Below are 13,964 nucleotides of genomic sequence, written 5' to 3' on the forward strand. Positions count from 1 at the left end.
CCACGCCACGCCGGGAGCCCGAGCCGCAGTCCGCAGATCACCCGCCGATCACTTCGGCTTGTACCCGCTCACTACCACGTTGTAGAAGAACTTCGGCGGCACGACCTTGCGCAGGACGTTCTCGTCGAGCCAGGTCATCCGCTTCCACCCTCCGAAGGCGAAGCCGGCCCAACCCCAACCGAGCTTCTCCGACGGTACGGCGGCCTCGAAGGTGCGGACGGGCCAGCCGAGCATCGCGGCGGCCAACTCCTCGGTCGCGGTCTCGACCCGCGCTGCCCCGGCCGAACGCGCGATGTCTGCCAACTCGTCGGGATCGAAGGTGTGGATGTCGACGACGGCCTCGAGCGCCGCTGCGCGTGACGACTCGTCGAGCTCCTCCTGCGGTCGACGCCACGCCTGGAGCGGGCCGAACTTGGTGACGTGGGTGGTGGCCCACCAGGTGGCCCGGCTCATCCACCGGGCGTAGAAGTCGCCGATCGTCGACGGCTCGCCCGCGAACACGAAGCGCCCGCCCGGCTTGAGCACACGGAGCACTTCACTCAACGCCTGCTCGACGTCGGGGATGTGGTGCAGCACCGCGTGACCGACGACGAGGTCGAAGGTGTTGTCGTCGTAGGGAATACGCTCGGCGTCGGCGACACGGCCGTCGACGTCGAGGCCGAGGTTCTCCGCGTTACGCAGCGCGACCTTCACCATTCCCGGCGAGAGATCGGTGACCGAACCCTTTTTCGCGACACCGGACTGCAACAGGTTGAGCAGGAAAAATCCTGTGCCACAACCGAGTTCCATTGCCCGCTCGTAGGGCAGCGACTCGTCGGCGGCCACGGCGTCGAACCTGCCGCGCGCATAGTCGATGCACCGTTCGTCGAAGCTGATCGACCACTTCTCGTCGTAGGTCTCGGCTTCCCAGTCGTGGTAGAGCACCTGCGCGAGCTTGGTGTCTTCCAGCGCGGCCTTGACCTGCTCCTCGGTGGCATGCGGATTGGGTGCCGGATCGACGTGGTCTGCTGCCGACTCGTTCTCCGTGGTCGTCATGTCTCCTACTTTCGCCCTATCCTGTCTCGTCGCGACGGCTCTGGCTGCCGCGACAGCGATTCCTACTCGCCGGTAATGGCACGTTGCCGTTGAACCCTACCCGCCGTCGAATGCAGGACCAGCGGTCACTTCCCGGTGAACTGCGCCTTGCCCGGCCCGTTGGCGATGAACGAATCCATGCCGATCTTGCGATCGTCGGTGGCGAAGAGCGCCGCGAACTGCTGTTCCTCGATCTTCAGTCCGGTCTCCAGGTCGACGCCGAGCCCCTGGTCGACCGACCTCTTCGCCGCTGCCAGCGCCAGGCTCGCGGCATTGCGGAACTGCCCGGCCCACGCCAGTGCTGCGTTGTAGACCTCGTCGGGCGCGACGACCTCGTCGACCAGGCCGATTCTCAGCGCCTCTTCTGCCCCGACGAAGCGGCCGGTGAAGATCATGTCCTTCGCCTTGGCGGGGCCGACGAGACGCGCCAGTCGCTGCGTGCCGCCGCCACCGGGAATCACGCCGAGGAGCGCCTCGGGGACGCCCAGCTTCGCGTTGTCGCCCGCGATACGACGGTCGGCGCCGAGCGCCACCTCGAGTCCGCCACCGAGTGCGTATCCGGTGATCGCGGCGACGGTCGGCTTGGGGATCTCGGAGATCGAACCCAGCGCACGCTGCAGGCGACCGGCCACCTTCGACATCTCGGCGAACGTCATGTCGGTCATCTCTTTGATGTCGGCGCCTGCCGCCAACACCTTGGGTCCGCCGTAGACGACGACGGCCTTGATGTCGGAACGGTCGGTCGCCTCGTGTGCTGCCGCCTCCAACTCGGTCTGGACCTGCCGGTTGAGCGCGTTCATCGGCGGACGGTTGAGCAGGATCGTTCCCACTCCTGGATGGTCGTCAGAGGTCTCTAGGGTCACGAACTCAGGCATGTGTCGAAGGCTACCGTCCAGCGACGCCCAGCCGTGATGTGGGCCACCGCCGAGACCCGACGACCTACAGTTGGTGCATGGCACCTTCGCCGTCCTCGAAGTCGTCGGCCGGCGAACCCGTCGAACTGTCCGTCGGTGAGCGCACGATCCGACTCTCTAGTCCAGACCGCATCTACTTCTCCGAACGCGGCGAGACCAAACGTGACCTCGCCGACTACTACATCGCTGTCGGCGACGGCATCGTGCGGGCGCTGCGCAACCGGCCGTGCATGTTGCACAGATTTCCCAAGGGCGTAGACGGCAAGAAGGTCCACCAGAAGCGGGTACCCGCGGGCGCCCCCGACTGGCTGCAGACCACCGAGATCTACTTCCCGCGCTTCGGCCGCACCGCCGACGAGCTCTGTGTGACCGAACTGGGCAGCGTCATCTGGGCGGTGCAGATGTCGACGGTCGAGTTCCATCCCTGGAACTCGCGATGTTCGGATCCCGAGCTGCCCGACGAATGGCGCATCGACCTCGACCCGATGCCGGAGTGCACCTTTGATCGCGTGCAGCGGGTGGCGCACGTCGCGCACGAGGTGCTCGACGAACTGGGCGTGCGAGGCTTTCCCAAAACGTCCGGCGGACGTGGCATGCACATCTACGTGCGAATCGAACCGGAGTGGAGTTTCAACCAATTACGCCGCGCCGCATTGGCTTTCGCGCGCGAGGTCGAGCGTCGAGCACCCGACGAGGTCACCACGACGTGGTGGCGCAAGGACCGCGACCCCGCGGCGCTGTTCGTCGACTACAACCAGAACACCCGTGACCACACCATGGCTGCCGCCTACTCGGTACGCGGCAATCCGCGCGCGACGGTCTCGGCGCCGATCCTGTGGTCGGAGGTCGACGACGTCGCACCCGACGACTTCACCATCGCCACAATGCCTGCGCGCTTCGCCGAACTCGGCGACCTGCACGCAGAGATCGACGACGTCGCCTATCGCATCGACACCCTGCTGGAGTGGGCCGACCGAGACGAGGCCGACCGGGGAGAGACCGATCGAGAAGAGACCGGCCCCACCGACGACCCGGACGTCGTCGACCTCGACCGCTGAGACCCCGCACGCAGGCGGATTCAGGCAGTAGCTCTCAGAGCGTGATGTCGGGAATCGGTTGATCGGCGAGCGTCGCCATGTATGCGTCGGAACCGGAGAAACTCAAGCCGGTCAGCCCATGCCCGGCGCTCACCTCGGGTTCGATCGTCTCGATCGTGCGCTCTGCGGCCAGCAGCTCGTCGACGGTGTCGAACCGCGCGACCTCGGTGAGCTGAGACCAGGTCGGCGGCAGCAGGAAGTGCTTGCCGTCAGACCAGGCCGCGAGAGCGTCGGCCGCGCCCGCCCACCGCGCGACGTCGGCTTCCGACGTCGCGTCGTCGGCGACCTGCCCCTCAGGCATGGCTGCCAGGAAGAAGCGGGTGTCGTAGCGTCGCTTCTCGTTCTTCGGTGTGATCCAGTGCGCTAGCGGACGCAGCAGGTCAGCACGCAGCGTGAGGTCGTGGGCGCGGAGGAACTCGGCGAACGAAATCGTCTTGTCGACCAGCTTGCGGCGTTCGTCGCGCAGCGTCGCCGGGTCGGCGAACGAACCGTCGGGCCGCGACGCGAGCAGCACACCGCACTCCTCGAAGGTCTCGCGAACCGCCGCACAGACGAGGGCCTGGGCGAGCTCTTCCGAGGTGCCCAGCTGCTGCGCCCACCAGTCCGCGCCGGGGCCGGTCCACGCGAGGTCGGCGTCGACATCACGAGGGTCGACGCCGCCACCGGGAAAGACCGTCATCCCACCAGCGAACGCCATCTGCTTGACCCGACGCTGCAGAAAGACCTCGATACCGCCGTCGGCGTCGCGCGCCAGCACGACCGTCGCAGCGTCGCGCAATGGCGCGACGGCCTCCGCGTGGGCTGTCGCGGCCTCTGTATCGGTCATGTCGATCTCCTGCTCTGTGTCAACTCCTACGTGGGCCAACTCCTACGTGGGCCACAACCTGTGGTCCGCGTCACCGAATCGACACTATCGCTGCTACCCGGCAGCCCGACGGTGGGATCCGGCACGACGCGAACGACGCGCGAAGAAGCGGGAGCCGTCCTTGGTCAACGTGATCTGCTGACGGAACGTGTCGGAGAGGTTCTTGCTTGTCAGTACGTCACCGAGTAGCCCCTGCGCGACGACGCCGCCTTCGGAGAGCAGCATCGCGTGGGTGAAGCCGGGCGGGATCTCCTCGACGTGGTGGGTGATGAGCACGGTGGCGGGGGCGTCGGGGTCCTGCGCGAGGATCGACAGCCGGTCGACGAGCTCCTCCCGACCGCCGAGGTCGAGGCCCGCGGCGGGTTCGTCGAGGAGCAGCAGCTCAGGGTCGGTCATCAACGCGCGGGCGATCAGCACTCGCTTACGCTCGCCCTCCGACAGCGTGCCGAATCTCCGGTCGGCGAGATGCTCGGCGCCCATCGACTCGAGCGATTCGACGGCCTGCGCGCGATCGACGTCGTCATAATCCTCACGCCACCGACCGATCACCGAATAGCCCGCCGAGATCACGACGTCACTGACGACCTCATCGTCGGGAACCCGGTCGGCGAGGCCGGGGCTACTGACGCCGATTCGCGTCGACAACTCGCGCACCTCCACTCGGCCGAGTGGCTCGTTGAGCAGATACGCGGTGCCCGACGACGGGTGCAGTTCGGCGGCGGCCATACGCAAGAGCGACGTCTTGCCCGCTCCGTTGGGGCCAATGATCACCCAGCGTTCGTCGAGCTCGACTTGCCAATCGATCGGCCCGACAAGCGTCTTGCCACCGCGCACGAGTGTGACGTCACGAAAATCGACGAGCAGGTCCGGGTCCGAGGATGCAGTGTCACTCACCCGTCCCATCGTGCCCTACCGGGCGGCCTCCCGGATGCTCGGACGCGAGAGAACATGTCGAGGTTTTCCTCGACGTGTTCGCCCACACCGAAACGGCCCACAAAAGGGAATACCTTCGACGCCGTACTCCTTGCCCTAGGTATGTCCGTTGATCTGTCCATCCTCGACCTCGCCCAGGTCGGTCGCAACGAAACCGTCGCCCAATCCCTGGCTGCCTCAACAGAAATGGCCACCAAAGCCGAGCTGTGGGGCTACCGGCGAATCTGGTACGCCGAGCATCACAACATGCGCTCGATCGCGTCGTCGGCGCCTGCCGTTCTCATCGCGCACGTCGCCGCACACACCTCGACGATCCGCCTCGGCGCCGGCGGCGTCATGCTCCCCAATCACGCGCCGCTGACAATCGCCGAGCAGTACGGCACACTCGCCGAACTGCACCCCGGCCGTATCGATCTGGGCCTCGGGCGGGCGCCCGGCAGCGACCAGCAAACCTTCACCGCGCTGCGTCGTGACATGGCGTCGGCCGACCGCTTCCCATCCGATGTCCTCGAACTGCAGGGCTATCTGCGCGGCGCATCGCGCATTCCCGGAGTCGGCGCAACACCCGGTGCGGGCACCGACGTCCCGCTTTACATCCTCGGTTCGTCGTTGTTCGGTGCACAACTCGCCGCCGCGCTCGGACTGCCGTATGCCTTCGCATCGCACTTCGCTCCGCAGGCCCTCACCGAGGCCGTCGCGCTCTACCGTGACCAGTTCCAGCCGTCCGAGGCACTCGCCGAGCCGTATGTGATCGCAGGTGTCTGCGTGATCGCCGACGACGATCCGGATGTCGCGGCAGCGCAGCTCCGCCAGGCCAAGCGCCAACGAGTGACCGCGCTCCTCGGTCGAGGCGGTCGGCAGTTCACCGACGACGAGGCCGACGCGATCCTCGAGATGCCGCAGGGCAGGCAGATCGACTCGATGCTCACCTACGCGGGCGTCGGCACTCCCGCGGAGGTCCGCGACTACCTCGACTGGTTTGCCGGGCACGCCAACGCCGACGAACTGATCGTCGCGTCGATCGCTCCCGACCGCGATGTGTGGCTGAGCACCCTCGGTCACCTCGCGCCTGCGGTGCAGCCCTCCACGCAGCCGGTCTGACCGATCGCGCGTTTCCGGTCATACACATTGTCGCTCTATGTATGATCAACCTCATCACGCCGAGGCCGAACCCGGCCCGGCGGGCGATGAGGAGTCAGGATGTCCGACCTCAAGGTCCGCAGAGTCAAGTTCGACCTCGCCGGAGACGACATCCCGTTCAACTGGCACCCGCAGCGACCCGCCTTCGCGATGCAGTGCAACGTCGTGTCGTTCTTCGCGCCCGGCTTCGAGAAGCTGATCGTGCAGTCGACACGCGAGGCACTGCCGTTGATGCGCGATCCGGAGATGGTCGACGAAGCAACCGACTACATCAAGCAGGAGGGGCAGCACACCGCTGCGCACCTGGCCCACCTGCGGGCGCTCATCCGACGGTGGCCGGGACTCCGGCACACGATGGACGAGGTCATCGCCTCCTACGACCGGTTACTCGAGACCAAACCACTCGCCTGGCGTCTGGCCTACGCCGCGGTGGTGGAGGCGACCTTCACGCCCTACTTCCGCGTGTTCCTCGACCACGACGACAAACTGTTCGAACCCGGGGATGAGCGCATTTCCTCGCTGTTCATCTGGCATTTCGTCGAGGAGATGGAACACCGCAGCTCCGCGTTGAGGGTGTATGACGCCGTCCACGACAGTTATCCCTACCGGCTCAAGACCATCGCGGGTGTGGTCAAGCACTTGAACGAGATGTTGAAGATCGTCGGCGACGGCTTTCGTGAGCACGTGCCCGTCGGTGAAGGAGGCGAATTCGCCGACCTGGTCCCGGCCGGGGTGACCTTGCGGTCGATGGCCGCCGTGTGGCGGTTCAACCGGACGCATACGGAATACGACACGACCTACGCCGACGTACCGATGCGCGAGATGATCGAGATGTTCGTCGGACTCGTGCGATCACAGGCACCCGACCACGATCCGCTCTACGAGCGACTCCCCGACTTCGCGGCGCGCTGGTTCCGACGCTACGACGAGGACCCACGGGCAGCCGCCCGCTGGTACTCGGTCGGCGTCGGTGAGATCGCAAAACGTGTCCCCGACGGCCAGGTCGACGTCGTCGACGTAACGTCGACGGCCTGAACCCCTGCTCACCGTCGCGGTTCGAGTAGTGCGAAATCCGCGAAGTCGAAACCCGGCGCGACGACGCAACTGACGAGCGACGCCTCGTCGCCGACCGCACGCGCGCGTTGCCAATGTCCGGGCGGGACAAAGGCTTGTGGACGCTGCCCTATTTCGACATCGGGTCCGACGACCACGGTCTCGACGTCGTTCGGCGCCTCCCCGTCACCGCCGAGGTCGAGTTCCACCGGGGCGCCACGATGGAACAACCACATCTCCGCACCGCGCACCGTATGCCACGACGACTGCTCGCCCGGAAGCAACACAAAATAGATCGCTGTCGCAGCGACGCGCGTGCCCTCATATCCGGAAGGCAGTGCGCCACCGGGGATCTCGACGCCGCTACGCCAGGTCTCGCGATACCAGCCACCCTCGGGGTGGGGCTGCAGGTCGAGTGAAAGGGCCCACTCAGGTAGCCGCGACGCGTCGCTCATTCGCCGACCACCTCCGCGATCACGGTCACCGACCCGGGCGCGATCTCGGTGAAGCCGGCGTCGCGCACCGCAACTGCTCGCTGCTGAGCGTCGGCGGCGAGCAGATCACTCCATCGATCTCGATCAGCCAGGCACACCGACAGCGGACATCCGGCGTCACGCCATGCACGAGCCGCCCGCTCGTCGAGGAGCTTCACGGCGAGCATCGCCCCGTGGCCGACCTGCGCCGCCAGTTTGCCGACGGTCATCTCGAGATCGGGATTCACCCAGAGGCATACGCCTGCCCCACCCGGCGTCGATGGCAACGACCCGTCGACGTCGGTGCCGCCGATCTGCAGGCGAGAGATGCGACGGTCGACGTCGCCGACACGGCCGGGGACGAACGCCCGCGCCTGCGCGTCACCCTCGGTGGCCGTGACACCCCAAACCTCTTGTGCCGCAACCCAATGCGTCCCTCGGGCGCGACGAGCAATCTTGCGGATGCGCGCATCGCACCACGCCGTCATCGGCTCCGACCACGGGCCGTCGGCGCCGGATCGGTCGTCGAGGCAGAGCAATGCGACCGACCGCGCTGCCGCGGTGAGCAACTCGGTGCGGTCGGGCGGGTCGGACTTCTCGATCCGCAACACCATCTGCATCGCGAGCACGTCAGCCGGGTTGTCGGGATCGTCAGCGCCGCCGACATAGCCGACGAGCCGTCGATAGGCGTCGTCGAAGGGATCGACGACGGATTCCGTAGACGTCATGGCAGTGGGACGCGCCGCAAGACTCCGTCGGCGGCGTCTGCGGCCTCGATTTCGTCGCGGGTCACGCCGAGGATGAACAGCACCGCGTCGAGGAACGGATGGTTCAACGCGGCGTCGGCGACCTCACGAAGCGCGGGTTTGGCGTTGAAGGCGATTCCGAGGCCAGCGACCGAGAGCATGTCGATGTCGTTGGCTCCGTCGCCGACGGCGATTGTCTGTTCCATCGGCACGCCGACCTGGTCGGCGAATGCCCGCAACGCGCGTGCTTTGCCGGGGCGATCGATGATCTCGCCGATGACCCGACCTGTCAGCCGGCCATCGACGACTTCGAGGGTGTTGGCACGGACGAAGTCGAGTTCGAGGTCGTGCGCGAGGCCGTCGATCACCTGACGGAACCCGCCGGACACCACACCGCAGCGATATCCGAGGCGGTGCAGCGTGCGGATTGTGGTGCGCGCGCCGGGTGTCAGTTGCAGCGAACCCGCCACCTCGTCGAGAACGCGCGCATCGAGGCCCTCGAGTGCCGCGACGCGTTCGCGCAGCGATTCGGCGAAGTCGAGTTCGCCGCGCATCGCGGCCTCGGTCACCGCGGCGACTTCGGCCTCGCGACCCGCATGTGCGGCGAGCATCTCGATGACCTCGCCCTGGATGAGCGTCGAGTCGACGTCGAAGACGACAAGCCGCTTGGCGCGTCGTGCGAGTCCGCCTCGCTCGATCGCGATGTCGACACCGTGCTTGGCCGCAACGCCCGCCAAACCCTTGCGGAGGTCGGCGTCGGCAGCGACGCTGTTGCGCCCGCCGACGCTGACCATCAATTCGAGGCCGGTCACCGGATAGTCGGCGACACCCCGAATCGAATCGATGTTGCCGCCCTGGCCTGCGAGTTCGGCTGCGACCGCGCGGAAGGCTCTGGCGGTCACCGGACTTCCGAGCAACACCACCGCGTGAGTCGACGGACGGTGCCCGGCCGGCGTGCCGCCGACCTCGACGATCACATCCATGCCGATCGAGCCCATCGCCTGCTCGACGACGTCCTGAACCTCTTCGGGGTCGGTGTCGACCGACACCATGACCCCGAGCGTCAGGCGGTCGTTGATGACCACCTGCTCGACGTCGAGCAGACTCACCTGCTGCGCCGCGAGCGCGCCCATGAGGACCGAGGTGACCCCGGGCTTGTCCGGGCCGGTGACCGTGATCAGGACCGGTGTGGATTGCTCCATCGAGGCGTTGTGAGGAACGTGATCAGCGATCGCGGTCGCCGGATGCCTCGTGGCTGCCGGTGGTCAGCGGATCGCGACGAACGTCCTCGGCCACCCTGCTCTCATGCCCGTGGCCACCACCGACGTGCGCTTCTTCACGCATTCGGTCGACCATGTGCGGGTAGTGCAGTTCGAACGCGGGACGCTCCGAACGGATGCGGGGAAGCTCGGTGAAGTTGTGACGCGGCGGCGGACAGCTGGTCGCCCACTCGAGCGAGTTGCCGAAGCCCCACGGATCGTCGACGGTCACGACCTCGCCGTAGCGGTAGCTCTTGAAGACGTTCCACAGGAACGGCAGCGTCGACAGGCCGAGGATGAACGCACCGATGGTCGAGATCTCGTTCAGGCGAGTGAATCCGTCGGACGGGAGGTAGTCGGCGTAGCGGCGCGGCATGCCCTCGTTACCCAGCCAGTGCTGGACCAGGAAGGTGGTGTGGAAACCGATGAAGGTCAGCCAGAAGTGCCACTTGCCGAGGCGCTCGTCGAGCATGCGTCCGGTCATCTTGGGGAACCAGAAGTAGATACCCGCGTAGGTGGCGAACACGATCGTGCCGAACAGCACGTAGTGGAAGTGCGCGACGACGAAGTAGCTGTCGGAGAGGTGGAAGTCCAGCGGCGGGCTGGCCAGCAGAACGCCGGTGAGGCCACCGAACAGGAACGTCACGATGAAGCCAACGGAGAAGAGCATCGGCGTCTCGAACGTGATGTTTCCCTTCCACATCGTGCCTATCCAGTTGAAGAACTTCACACCGGTGGGCACTGCGATCAGGAACGTCATGAAGGAGAAGAACGGCAGCAGAACCGCGCCCGTGACGTACATGTGGTGCGCCCACACGGCCACCGACAGTGCAGCGATCGCGAGCGTTGCGTACACCAGACCGGAGTAACCGAAGATCGGCTTACGGCTGAAGACTGGGAACACCTCCGACACGATGCCGAAGAACGGCAGCGCGATGACGTACACCTCGGGGTGTCCGAAGAACCAGAAGAGGTGCTGCCAGAGGATCACACCACCGTTGGCCGGGTCGTAGAGGTGCGCGCCGAACTGTCGATCGACCTCGAGGCCGAGCAGCGCGGCGGTCAGCAGCGGGAAGATCAGCAGGATCAGGACGCTGGTCACCAGGATGTTCCAGGTGAAGATCGGCATGCGGAACATCGTCATGCCGGGTGCGCGGAGGCAGACGACGGTCGTGACCATGTTGACCGCGCCGAGGATGGTGCCGAGACCCGACACACCGAGACCCATGATCCACAGGTCGGCGCCGACGCCGGGCGAGTGCACCGCGTCGGTCAGCGGCGTGTAGGCGGTCCAGCCGAAGTCGGCAGCGCCGCCCGGGGTCAGGAAGCCACCGATGGCGATCGTCGAACCGAACACGAACAGCCAGAAGCCGAAGGCGTTCAGACGCGGGAACGCCACGTCGGGCGATCCGATCTGCAGCGGGAGAACGAAGTTGGCGAAGCCGATCACGATGGGCGTCGCGTACATCAGCAGCATCACGGTGCCGTGCATCGTGAAGAGCTGGTTGAACTGCTCCGTCGACAGGAACTGCATGCCCGGACGGGCCAGCTCGGCGCGCATGAGCAGCGCCATCAAACCGCCGATCAGGAAGAACGCGAAGCAGGCGGTGATGTACATCATGCCGATCAACTTGTGATCGGTCGTGGTGATCAGCTTGTAGATGAAAGAACCCTTGGGCTGATAGCGCGCAGGGTACGGGCGCGCTGGCACAACCTGGGTTGTGGGCTGGTCTACCGCGGTCACAGATCCTCCTCTAACCGACCGTGAGCTCGGGACGGCAACGAACGAAAAACTACCGCTGGCAATCACACACCGAGCGCTGGTTACCGATCGTAGCCCCTTCACCCCGGCTGGGCCGAGTGGGTCCTACGATCTGTCGTACAAATTCTCCGAAGCACCCCAAAAGGGCATGTCAGTGACCATATTCGGGCGCCGACACGACGTGTCGCGCGGCTAATTCCACACCCTGCACCGACGTCGCGCGAACCCGCACGGTCTGCCACGAAAGACGGCCACGCAGCGGTGCTAGGTTGATCTGCGTGTCAGGCGGTAAGCAGAGTGCGGTCGGTCGAGGTCGTACGCGCAAGGTCAGCGTCACTCTCGGCGCCTTCGTCGTGGCGGGTGCGCTCGCGGTGGGGTTGTCGGGTTGCTCCGACGACAACACGGCCTTGACCACGCCCGACGGCAAGACCATCAGCACCTCGACGACGCGCATCGCCGACGTCAACGTGGTCTCACCCGACCGCGATTACAGCAAGACGTGCCTTGCTCCGACGGCGTCGGACGACCCGCAGGCGGACGTCAACCGGATCGTCGTCACCGATCCCTCGCTCCTCGACGCGATCTGCGCACTGGGCATCGGCTCCAAGGTCGTCGCGGTGACCTCCGCACCCAACAGCATTCCCGCTTACCTCGGCCCACAGCTGACATCGGTACCCACGATCGGCACCTCGCCCGACGCCGCGACCGTCGGCACGGCCGCACCCGACGTCGTACTGACGACACCCGACACGGCTGCGTCCGCCAAGGCATTCGGGTCCACCAGGGTGGCCACCATCGAGCCCGGCGACTGGCGCGCACAGTTCACCGAGGTCGCGGACGCACTCGGCAGGGCCTCGCAGGGACCTCGGCTGCTCGACGAATTCGACACGGAAGCCCGCAAGACCGGCAAGCGTATGGATGCCGCCCACTCCCAGGTGTCTCTGGTCCGGTTCGGCAACAACTCGGAAGTGATCGCGGGAACCGACAGCTTCGCAGGCCAGATCCTCTCTACCGTGGGGGTGCAGCGGCCGGCGTCGCAACGCACTGCAGGCACCACCGTCCTCACCGACAAGAACTTCAAGGACGCCGACGCCGATCTCATCTACGTTTCCTTCGAGGGTTCGGCGGGTCTCGCACATGGCAAAGAGGTCCTACTCAGCGACCGCTGGCTGGACATGGGTGCGCCGACCTGGAAGCGGGTCCTCATCGTCGACGACGACGTGTGGTACCGCAGTTCAGGCCTTGCCGCCGCGTGGCTCGTGCTGAACGACGTGAAAGGTTCACTCAATGGCAACTCCGGAAGCTACTGACTCCTCACCCGACGCACTGACCGCCAAGGCGCAGGCGCTGCTCGCACTGCACCAGCCCGGTAACCCCGTCGTGCTGCCGACAGTCTGGGATGCATGGTCGGCACAGATCGCCACCAACGCCGAGTTCTCCGGCCTGACCGTTGGCAGTCATCCCGTCGCCGACTCGATCGGCAAGTCCGACAACGAGGGAATGACGTTCGACGACCTCCTCACCCGTGTCCTGCAGATCACCGCCTCCACTGATCTTCCGGTGTCGGTCGACGTCGAATCGGGGTACGGCGAAAGCGCGTCCCGGCTCATCGAGGGATTGCTCTCGGTGGGCGCCGTCGGGCTCAACATCGAGGACACCGTGCATTCCGAGGGCAGGCGTCTGCGCAGCGCCTCCGAGCACGCCGCACTCATCGGCGACTTGCGGGCCGCCTCCGACGCCGCGGGAGTTCCCGTCGTGATCAACGCCCGCACCGACTTGTTCATCCGCGCCGACGGCGACGAGTCCGACCGCGTCGAACGTGCGGTGGCACGCCTGCGGTTGTGCGCTGACGCGGGCGCGAGCTGCCTCTATCCCGTCGGCCGCCACACCGACGACGTCTACCGCACGCTCACCGCCGAACTGCCGCTTCCGGTCAACGCGATCGGTAACCCTGCGGCCGATTCCGGACGAGCGCACTACGCCGAGCTCGGCGTCGGCCGCATCAGCTTCGGACCGTTCTGGCAGGCCAACCTCGCCGAACGTGCCGCCGAGCTGTTGACCGCGTGGCACTGACCGCGTCTCTCGCATTCGCGCCCGAGATCGACCCAGACTGATCGCAACTGTTCCCGCCGGTGTGTGGCGTCGGCAAGGCTCGTCGCATGACTGTCACCGACGAGTACCTGGCCAACAACGACGCCTACGCCGCAACGTTCACCGGCCCGCTGCCCCTGCCGCCGAGCAAGCACGTCGCCATCGTCGCGTGCATGGACGCACGCCTCGACGTCTACCGCGCGCTCGGCATCAACGAGGGTGAGGCACACGTCATCCGCAACGCCGGAGGCGTCGTCACCGACGACGAGATCCGTTCGCTCGCCATCAGCCAGCGGCTGCTCGGGACAACGGAGATCATCCTCATCCACCACACCGACTGCGGCATGCTGACGTTCACCGACGACGAGTTCAAACGCGAGATCCAGACCGAAATCGGTCAGAAGCCCGAGTGGGCGGCCGAGGCGTTTCCCGACGTCGAGGAGGACGTCCGACAGTCGCTCACACGCATCCGGAACAGCCCGTTCATCACCAAGACCAGTTCGCTGAGGGGATTCGTCTTCGACGTCGCGACCGGGCGGCTCGCAGAGGTGGACTGA

Annotated in this window: 14 protein-coding genes; 6 read left to right on the forward strand and 8 right to left on the reverse strand. The window is 66.2% G+C overall.

From position 1 onward, the window contains the following. Positions 1–48: 48 nt before the first annotated feature. Positions 49–1,035, reverse strand: a complete 987-nt coding sequence (locus A5788_RS14530) for a class I SAM-dependent methyltransferase (protein ID WP_064870284.1) — start codon at positions 1,033–1,035, stop codon at positions 49–51. Positions 1,036–1,160: 125 nt separating this feature from the next. After that, positions 1,161–1,949 carry an enoyl-CoA hydratase/isomerase family protein gene (locus A5788_RS14535; protein ID WP_049698433.1) on the reverse strand — a complete coding sequence of 263 codons (789 nt, stop codon included), beginning with the start codon at positions 1,947–1,949 and terminating at the stop codon, positions 1,161–1,163. A gap of 77 nt (positions 1,950–2,026) precedes the next feature. Between A5788_RS14535 and ligD the strand changes: the two genes are divergently transcribed. Beyond that, complete coding sequence (gene ligD, locus A5788_RS14540) at positions 2,027–3,046, forward strand: non-homologous end-joining DNA ligase (RefSeq protein ID WP_064870286.1); 1,020 nt, start codon at positions 2,027–2,029, stop codon at positions 3,044–3,046. A gap of 34 nt (positions 3,047–3,080) precedes the next feature. Here ligD and A5788_RS14545 read toward each other — a convergent pair whose 3' ends face one another. Together A5788_RS14545 and A5788_RS14550 are read right to left on the reverse strand one after the other, a co-directional pair. Beyond that, positions 3,081–3,911, reverse strand: a complete 831-nt coding sequence (locus A5788_RS14545; protein WP_064870287.1) for an NUDIX hydrolase — start codon at positions 3,909–3,911, stop codon at positions 3,081–3,083. A 93-nt stretch (positions 3,912–4,004) separates the two neighbouring features. After that, complete coding sequence (locus A5788_RS14550; RefSeq protein WP_064870289.1) at positions 4,005–4,853, reverse strand: ABC transporter ATP-binding protein; 849 nt, start codon at positions 4,851–4,853, stop codon at positions 4,005–4,007. Between the two features lie 132 nt (positions 4,854–4,985). Between A5788_RS14550 and A5788_RS14555 the strand changes: the two genes are divergently transcribed. Together A5788_RS14555 and A5788_RS14560 are read left to right on the forward strand one after the other, a co-directional pair. Beyond that, on the forward strand, positions 4,986–5,984 hold the full coding sequence (locus tag A5788_RS14555; protein ID WP_064870291.1) for an LLM class flavin-dependent oxidoreductase: 999 nt from the start codon (positions 4,986–4,988) through the stop codon (positions 5,982–5,984). 99 nt (positions 5,985–6,083) lie between these two features. Next, entirely contained in the window at positions 6,084–7,058 is a 975-nt protein-coding gene (locus A5788_RS14560; RefSeq protein ID WP_064870293.1) for a metal-dependent hydrolase, read from the forward strand. Between the two features lie 8 nt (positions 7,059–7,066). On the opposite strand, the gene A5788_RS14565 is transcribed toward A5788_RS14560, so the two are convergent. From A5788_RS14565 to ctaD, 4 genes are read right to left on the reverse strand one after another with little or no spacing between them, the layout of a single operon-like run. Continuing rightward, positions 7,067–7,531 carry a cupin domain-containing protein gene (locus tag A5788_RS14565; RefSeq protein WP_064870295.1) on the reverse strand — a complete coding sequence of 155 codons (465 nt, stop codon included), beginning with the start codon at positions 7,529–7,531 and terminating at the stop codon, positions 7,067–7,069. Beyond that, a complete protein-coding gene (locus A5788_RS14570; RefSeq protein WP_064870297.1) occupies positions 7,528–8,277 on the reverse strand; it encodes a peptidyl-tRNA hydrolase in 750 nt (249 codons plus the stop codon). Before A5788_RS14570 ends, A5788_RS14565 begins: the two co-directional genes overlap by 4 nt. Further along, a complete protein-coding gene (gene serB / locus A5788_RS14575) occupies positions 8,274–9,497 on the reverse strand; it encodes a phosphoserine phosphatase SerB (protein WP_064870299.1) in 1,224 nt (407 codons plus the stop codon). Before serB ends, A5788_RS14570 begins: the two co-directional genes overlap by 4 nt. Before the next feature lie 22 nt (positions 9,498–9,519). After that, positions 9,520–11,298, reverse strand: a complete 1,779-nt coding sequence (gene ctaD, locus A5788_RS14580; protein WP_049698441.1) for an aa3-type cytochrome oxidase subunit I — start codon at positions 11,296–11,298, stop codon at positions 9,520–9,522. Between the two features lie 296 nt (positions 11,299–11,594). Here ctaD and A5788_RS14585 point away from each other — a divergent pair, with 296 nt between their 5' ends. The 3 genes from A5788_RS14585 (at position 11,595) to A5788_RS14595 (ending at position 13,964) form a co-directional block, all read left to right on the forward strand. Next, positions 11,595–12,626, forward strand: coding sequence for an ABC transporter substrate-binding protein (locus A5788_RS14585; protein ID WP_442902897.1), 1,032 nt, complete (start codon positions 11,595–11,597; stop codon positions 12,624–12,626). Next, positions 12,604–13,389 (forward strand): isocitrate lyase/PEP mutase family protein, encoded by a 786-nt coding sequence (locus tag A5788_RS14590; RefSeq protein ID WP_064870302.1) that lies wholly within the window; start codon positions 12,604–12,606, stop codon positions 13,387–13,389. Before A5788_RS14585 ends, A5788_RS14590 begins: the two co-directional genes overlap by 23 nt. 86 nt (positions 13,390–13,475) lie before the next feature. After that, entirely contained in the window at positions 13,476–13,964 is a 489-nt protein-coding gene (locus A5788_RS14595) for a beta-class carbonic anhydrase (protein ID WP_049698623.1), read from the forward strand.

The organism is Gordonia sp. 852002-50816_SCH5313054-c (assembly GCF_001665925.1).
Classification (GTDB): domain Bacteria; phylum Actinomycetota; class Actinomycetes; order Mycobacteriales; family Mycobacteriaceae; genus Gordonia; species Gordonia jacobaea.

Bases quoted from the DNA above. Each gene is read 5' to 3' on its own strand.
- A5788_RS14530 (WP_064870284.1), bottom strand. From the start codon at position 1,035: ATGACGACCACGGAGAACGAGTCGGCAGCAGACCACGTCGATCCGGCA.
- A5788_RS14535 (WP_049698433.1), bottom strand. From the start codon at position 1,949: ATGCCTGAGTTCGTGACCCTAGAGACCTCTGACGACCATCCAGGAGTG.
- ligD (WP_064870286.1), top strand. From the start codon at position 2,027: ATGGCACCTTCGCCGTCCTCGAAGTCGTCGGCCGGCGAACCCGTCGAA.
- A5788_RS14545 (WP_064870287.1), bottom strand. From the start codon at position 3,911: ATGACCGATACAGAGGCCGCGACAGCCCACGCGGAGGCCGTCGCGCCA.
- A5788_RS14550 (WP_064870289.1), bottom strand. From the start codon at position 4,853: ATGGGACGGGTGAGTGACACTGCATCCTCGGACCCGGACCTGCTCGTC.
- A5788_RS14555 (WP_064870291.1), top strand. From the start codon at position 4,986: ATGTCCGTTGATCTGTCCATCCTCGACCTCGCCCAGGTCGGTCGCAAC.
- A5788_RS14560 (WP_064870293.1), top strand. From the start codon at position 6,084: ATGTCCGACCTCAAGGTCCGCAGAGTCAAGTTCGACCTCGCCGGAGAC.
- A5788_RS14565 (WP_064870295.1), bottom strand. From the start codon at position 7,531: ATGAGCGACGCGTCGCGGCTACCTGAGTGGGCCCTTTCACTCGACCTG.
- A5788_RS14570 (WP_064870297.1), bottom strand. From the start codon at position 8,277: ATGACGTCTACGGAATCCGTCGTCGATCCCTTCGACGACGCCTATCGA.
- serB (WP_064870299.1), bottom strand. From the start codon at position 9,497: ATGGAGCAATCCACACCGGTCCTGATCACGGTCACCGGCCCGGACAAG.
- A5788_RS14590 (WP_064870302.1), top strand. From the start codon at position 12,604: ATGGCAACTCCGGAAGCTACTGACTCCTCACCCGACGCACTGACCGCC.
- A5788_RS14595 (WP_049698623.1), top strand. From the start codon at position 13,476: ATGACTGTCACCGACGAGTACCTGGCCAACAACGACGCCTACGCCGCA.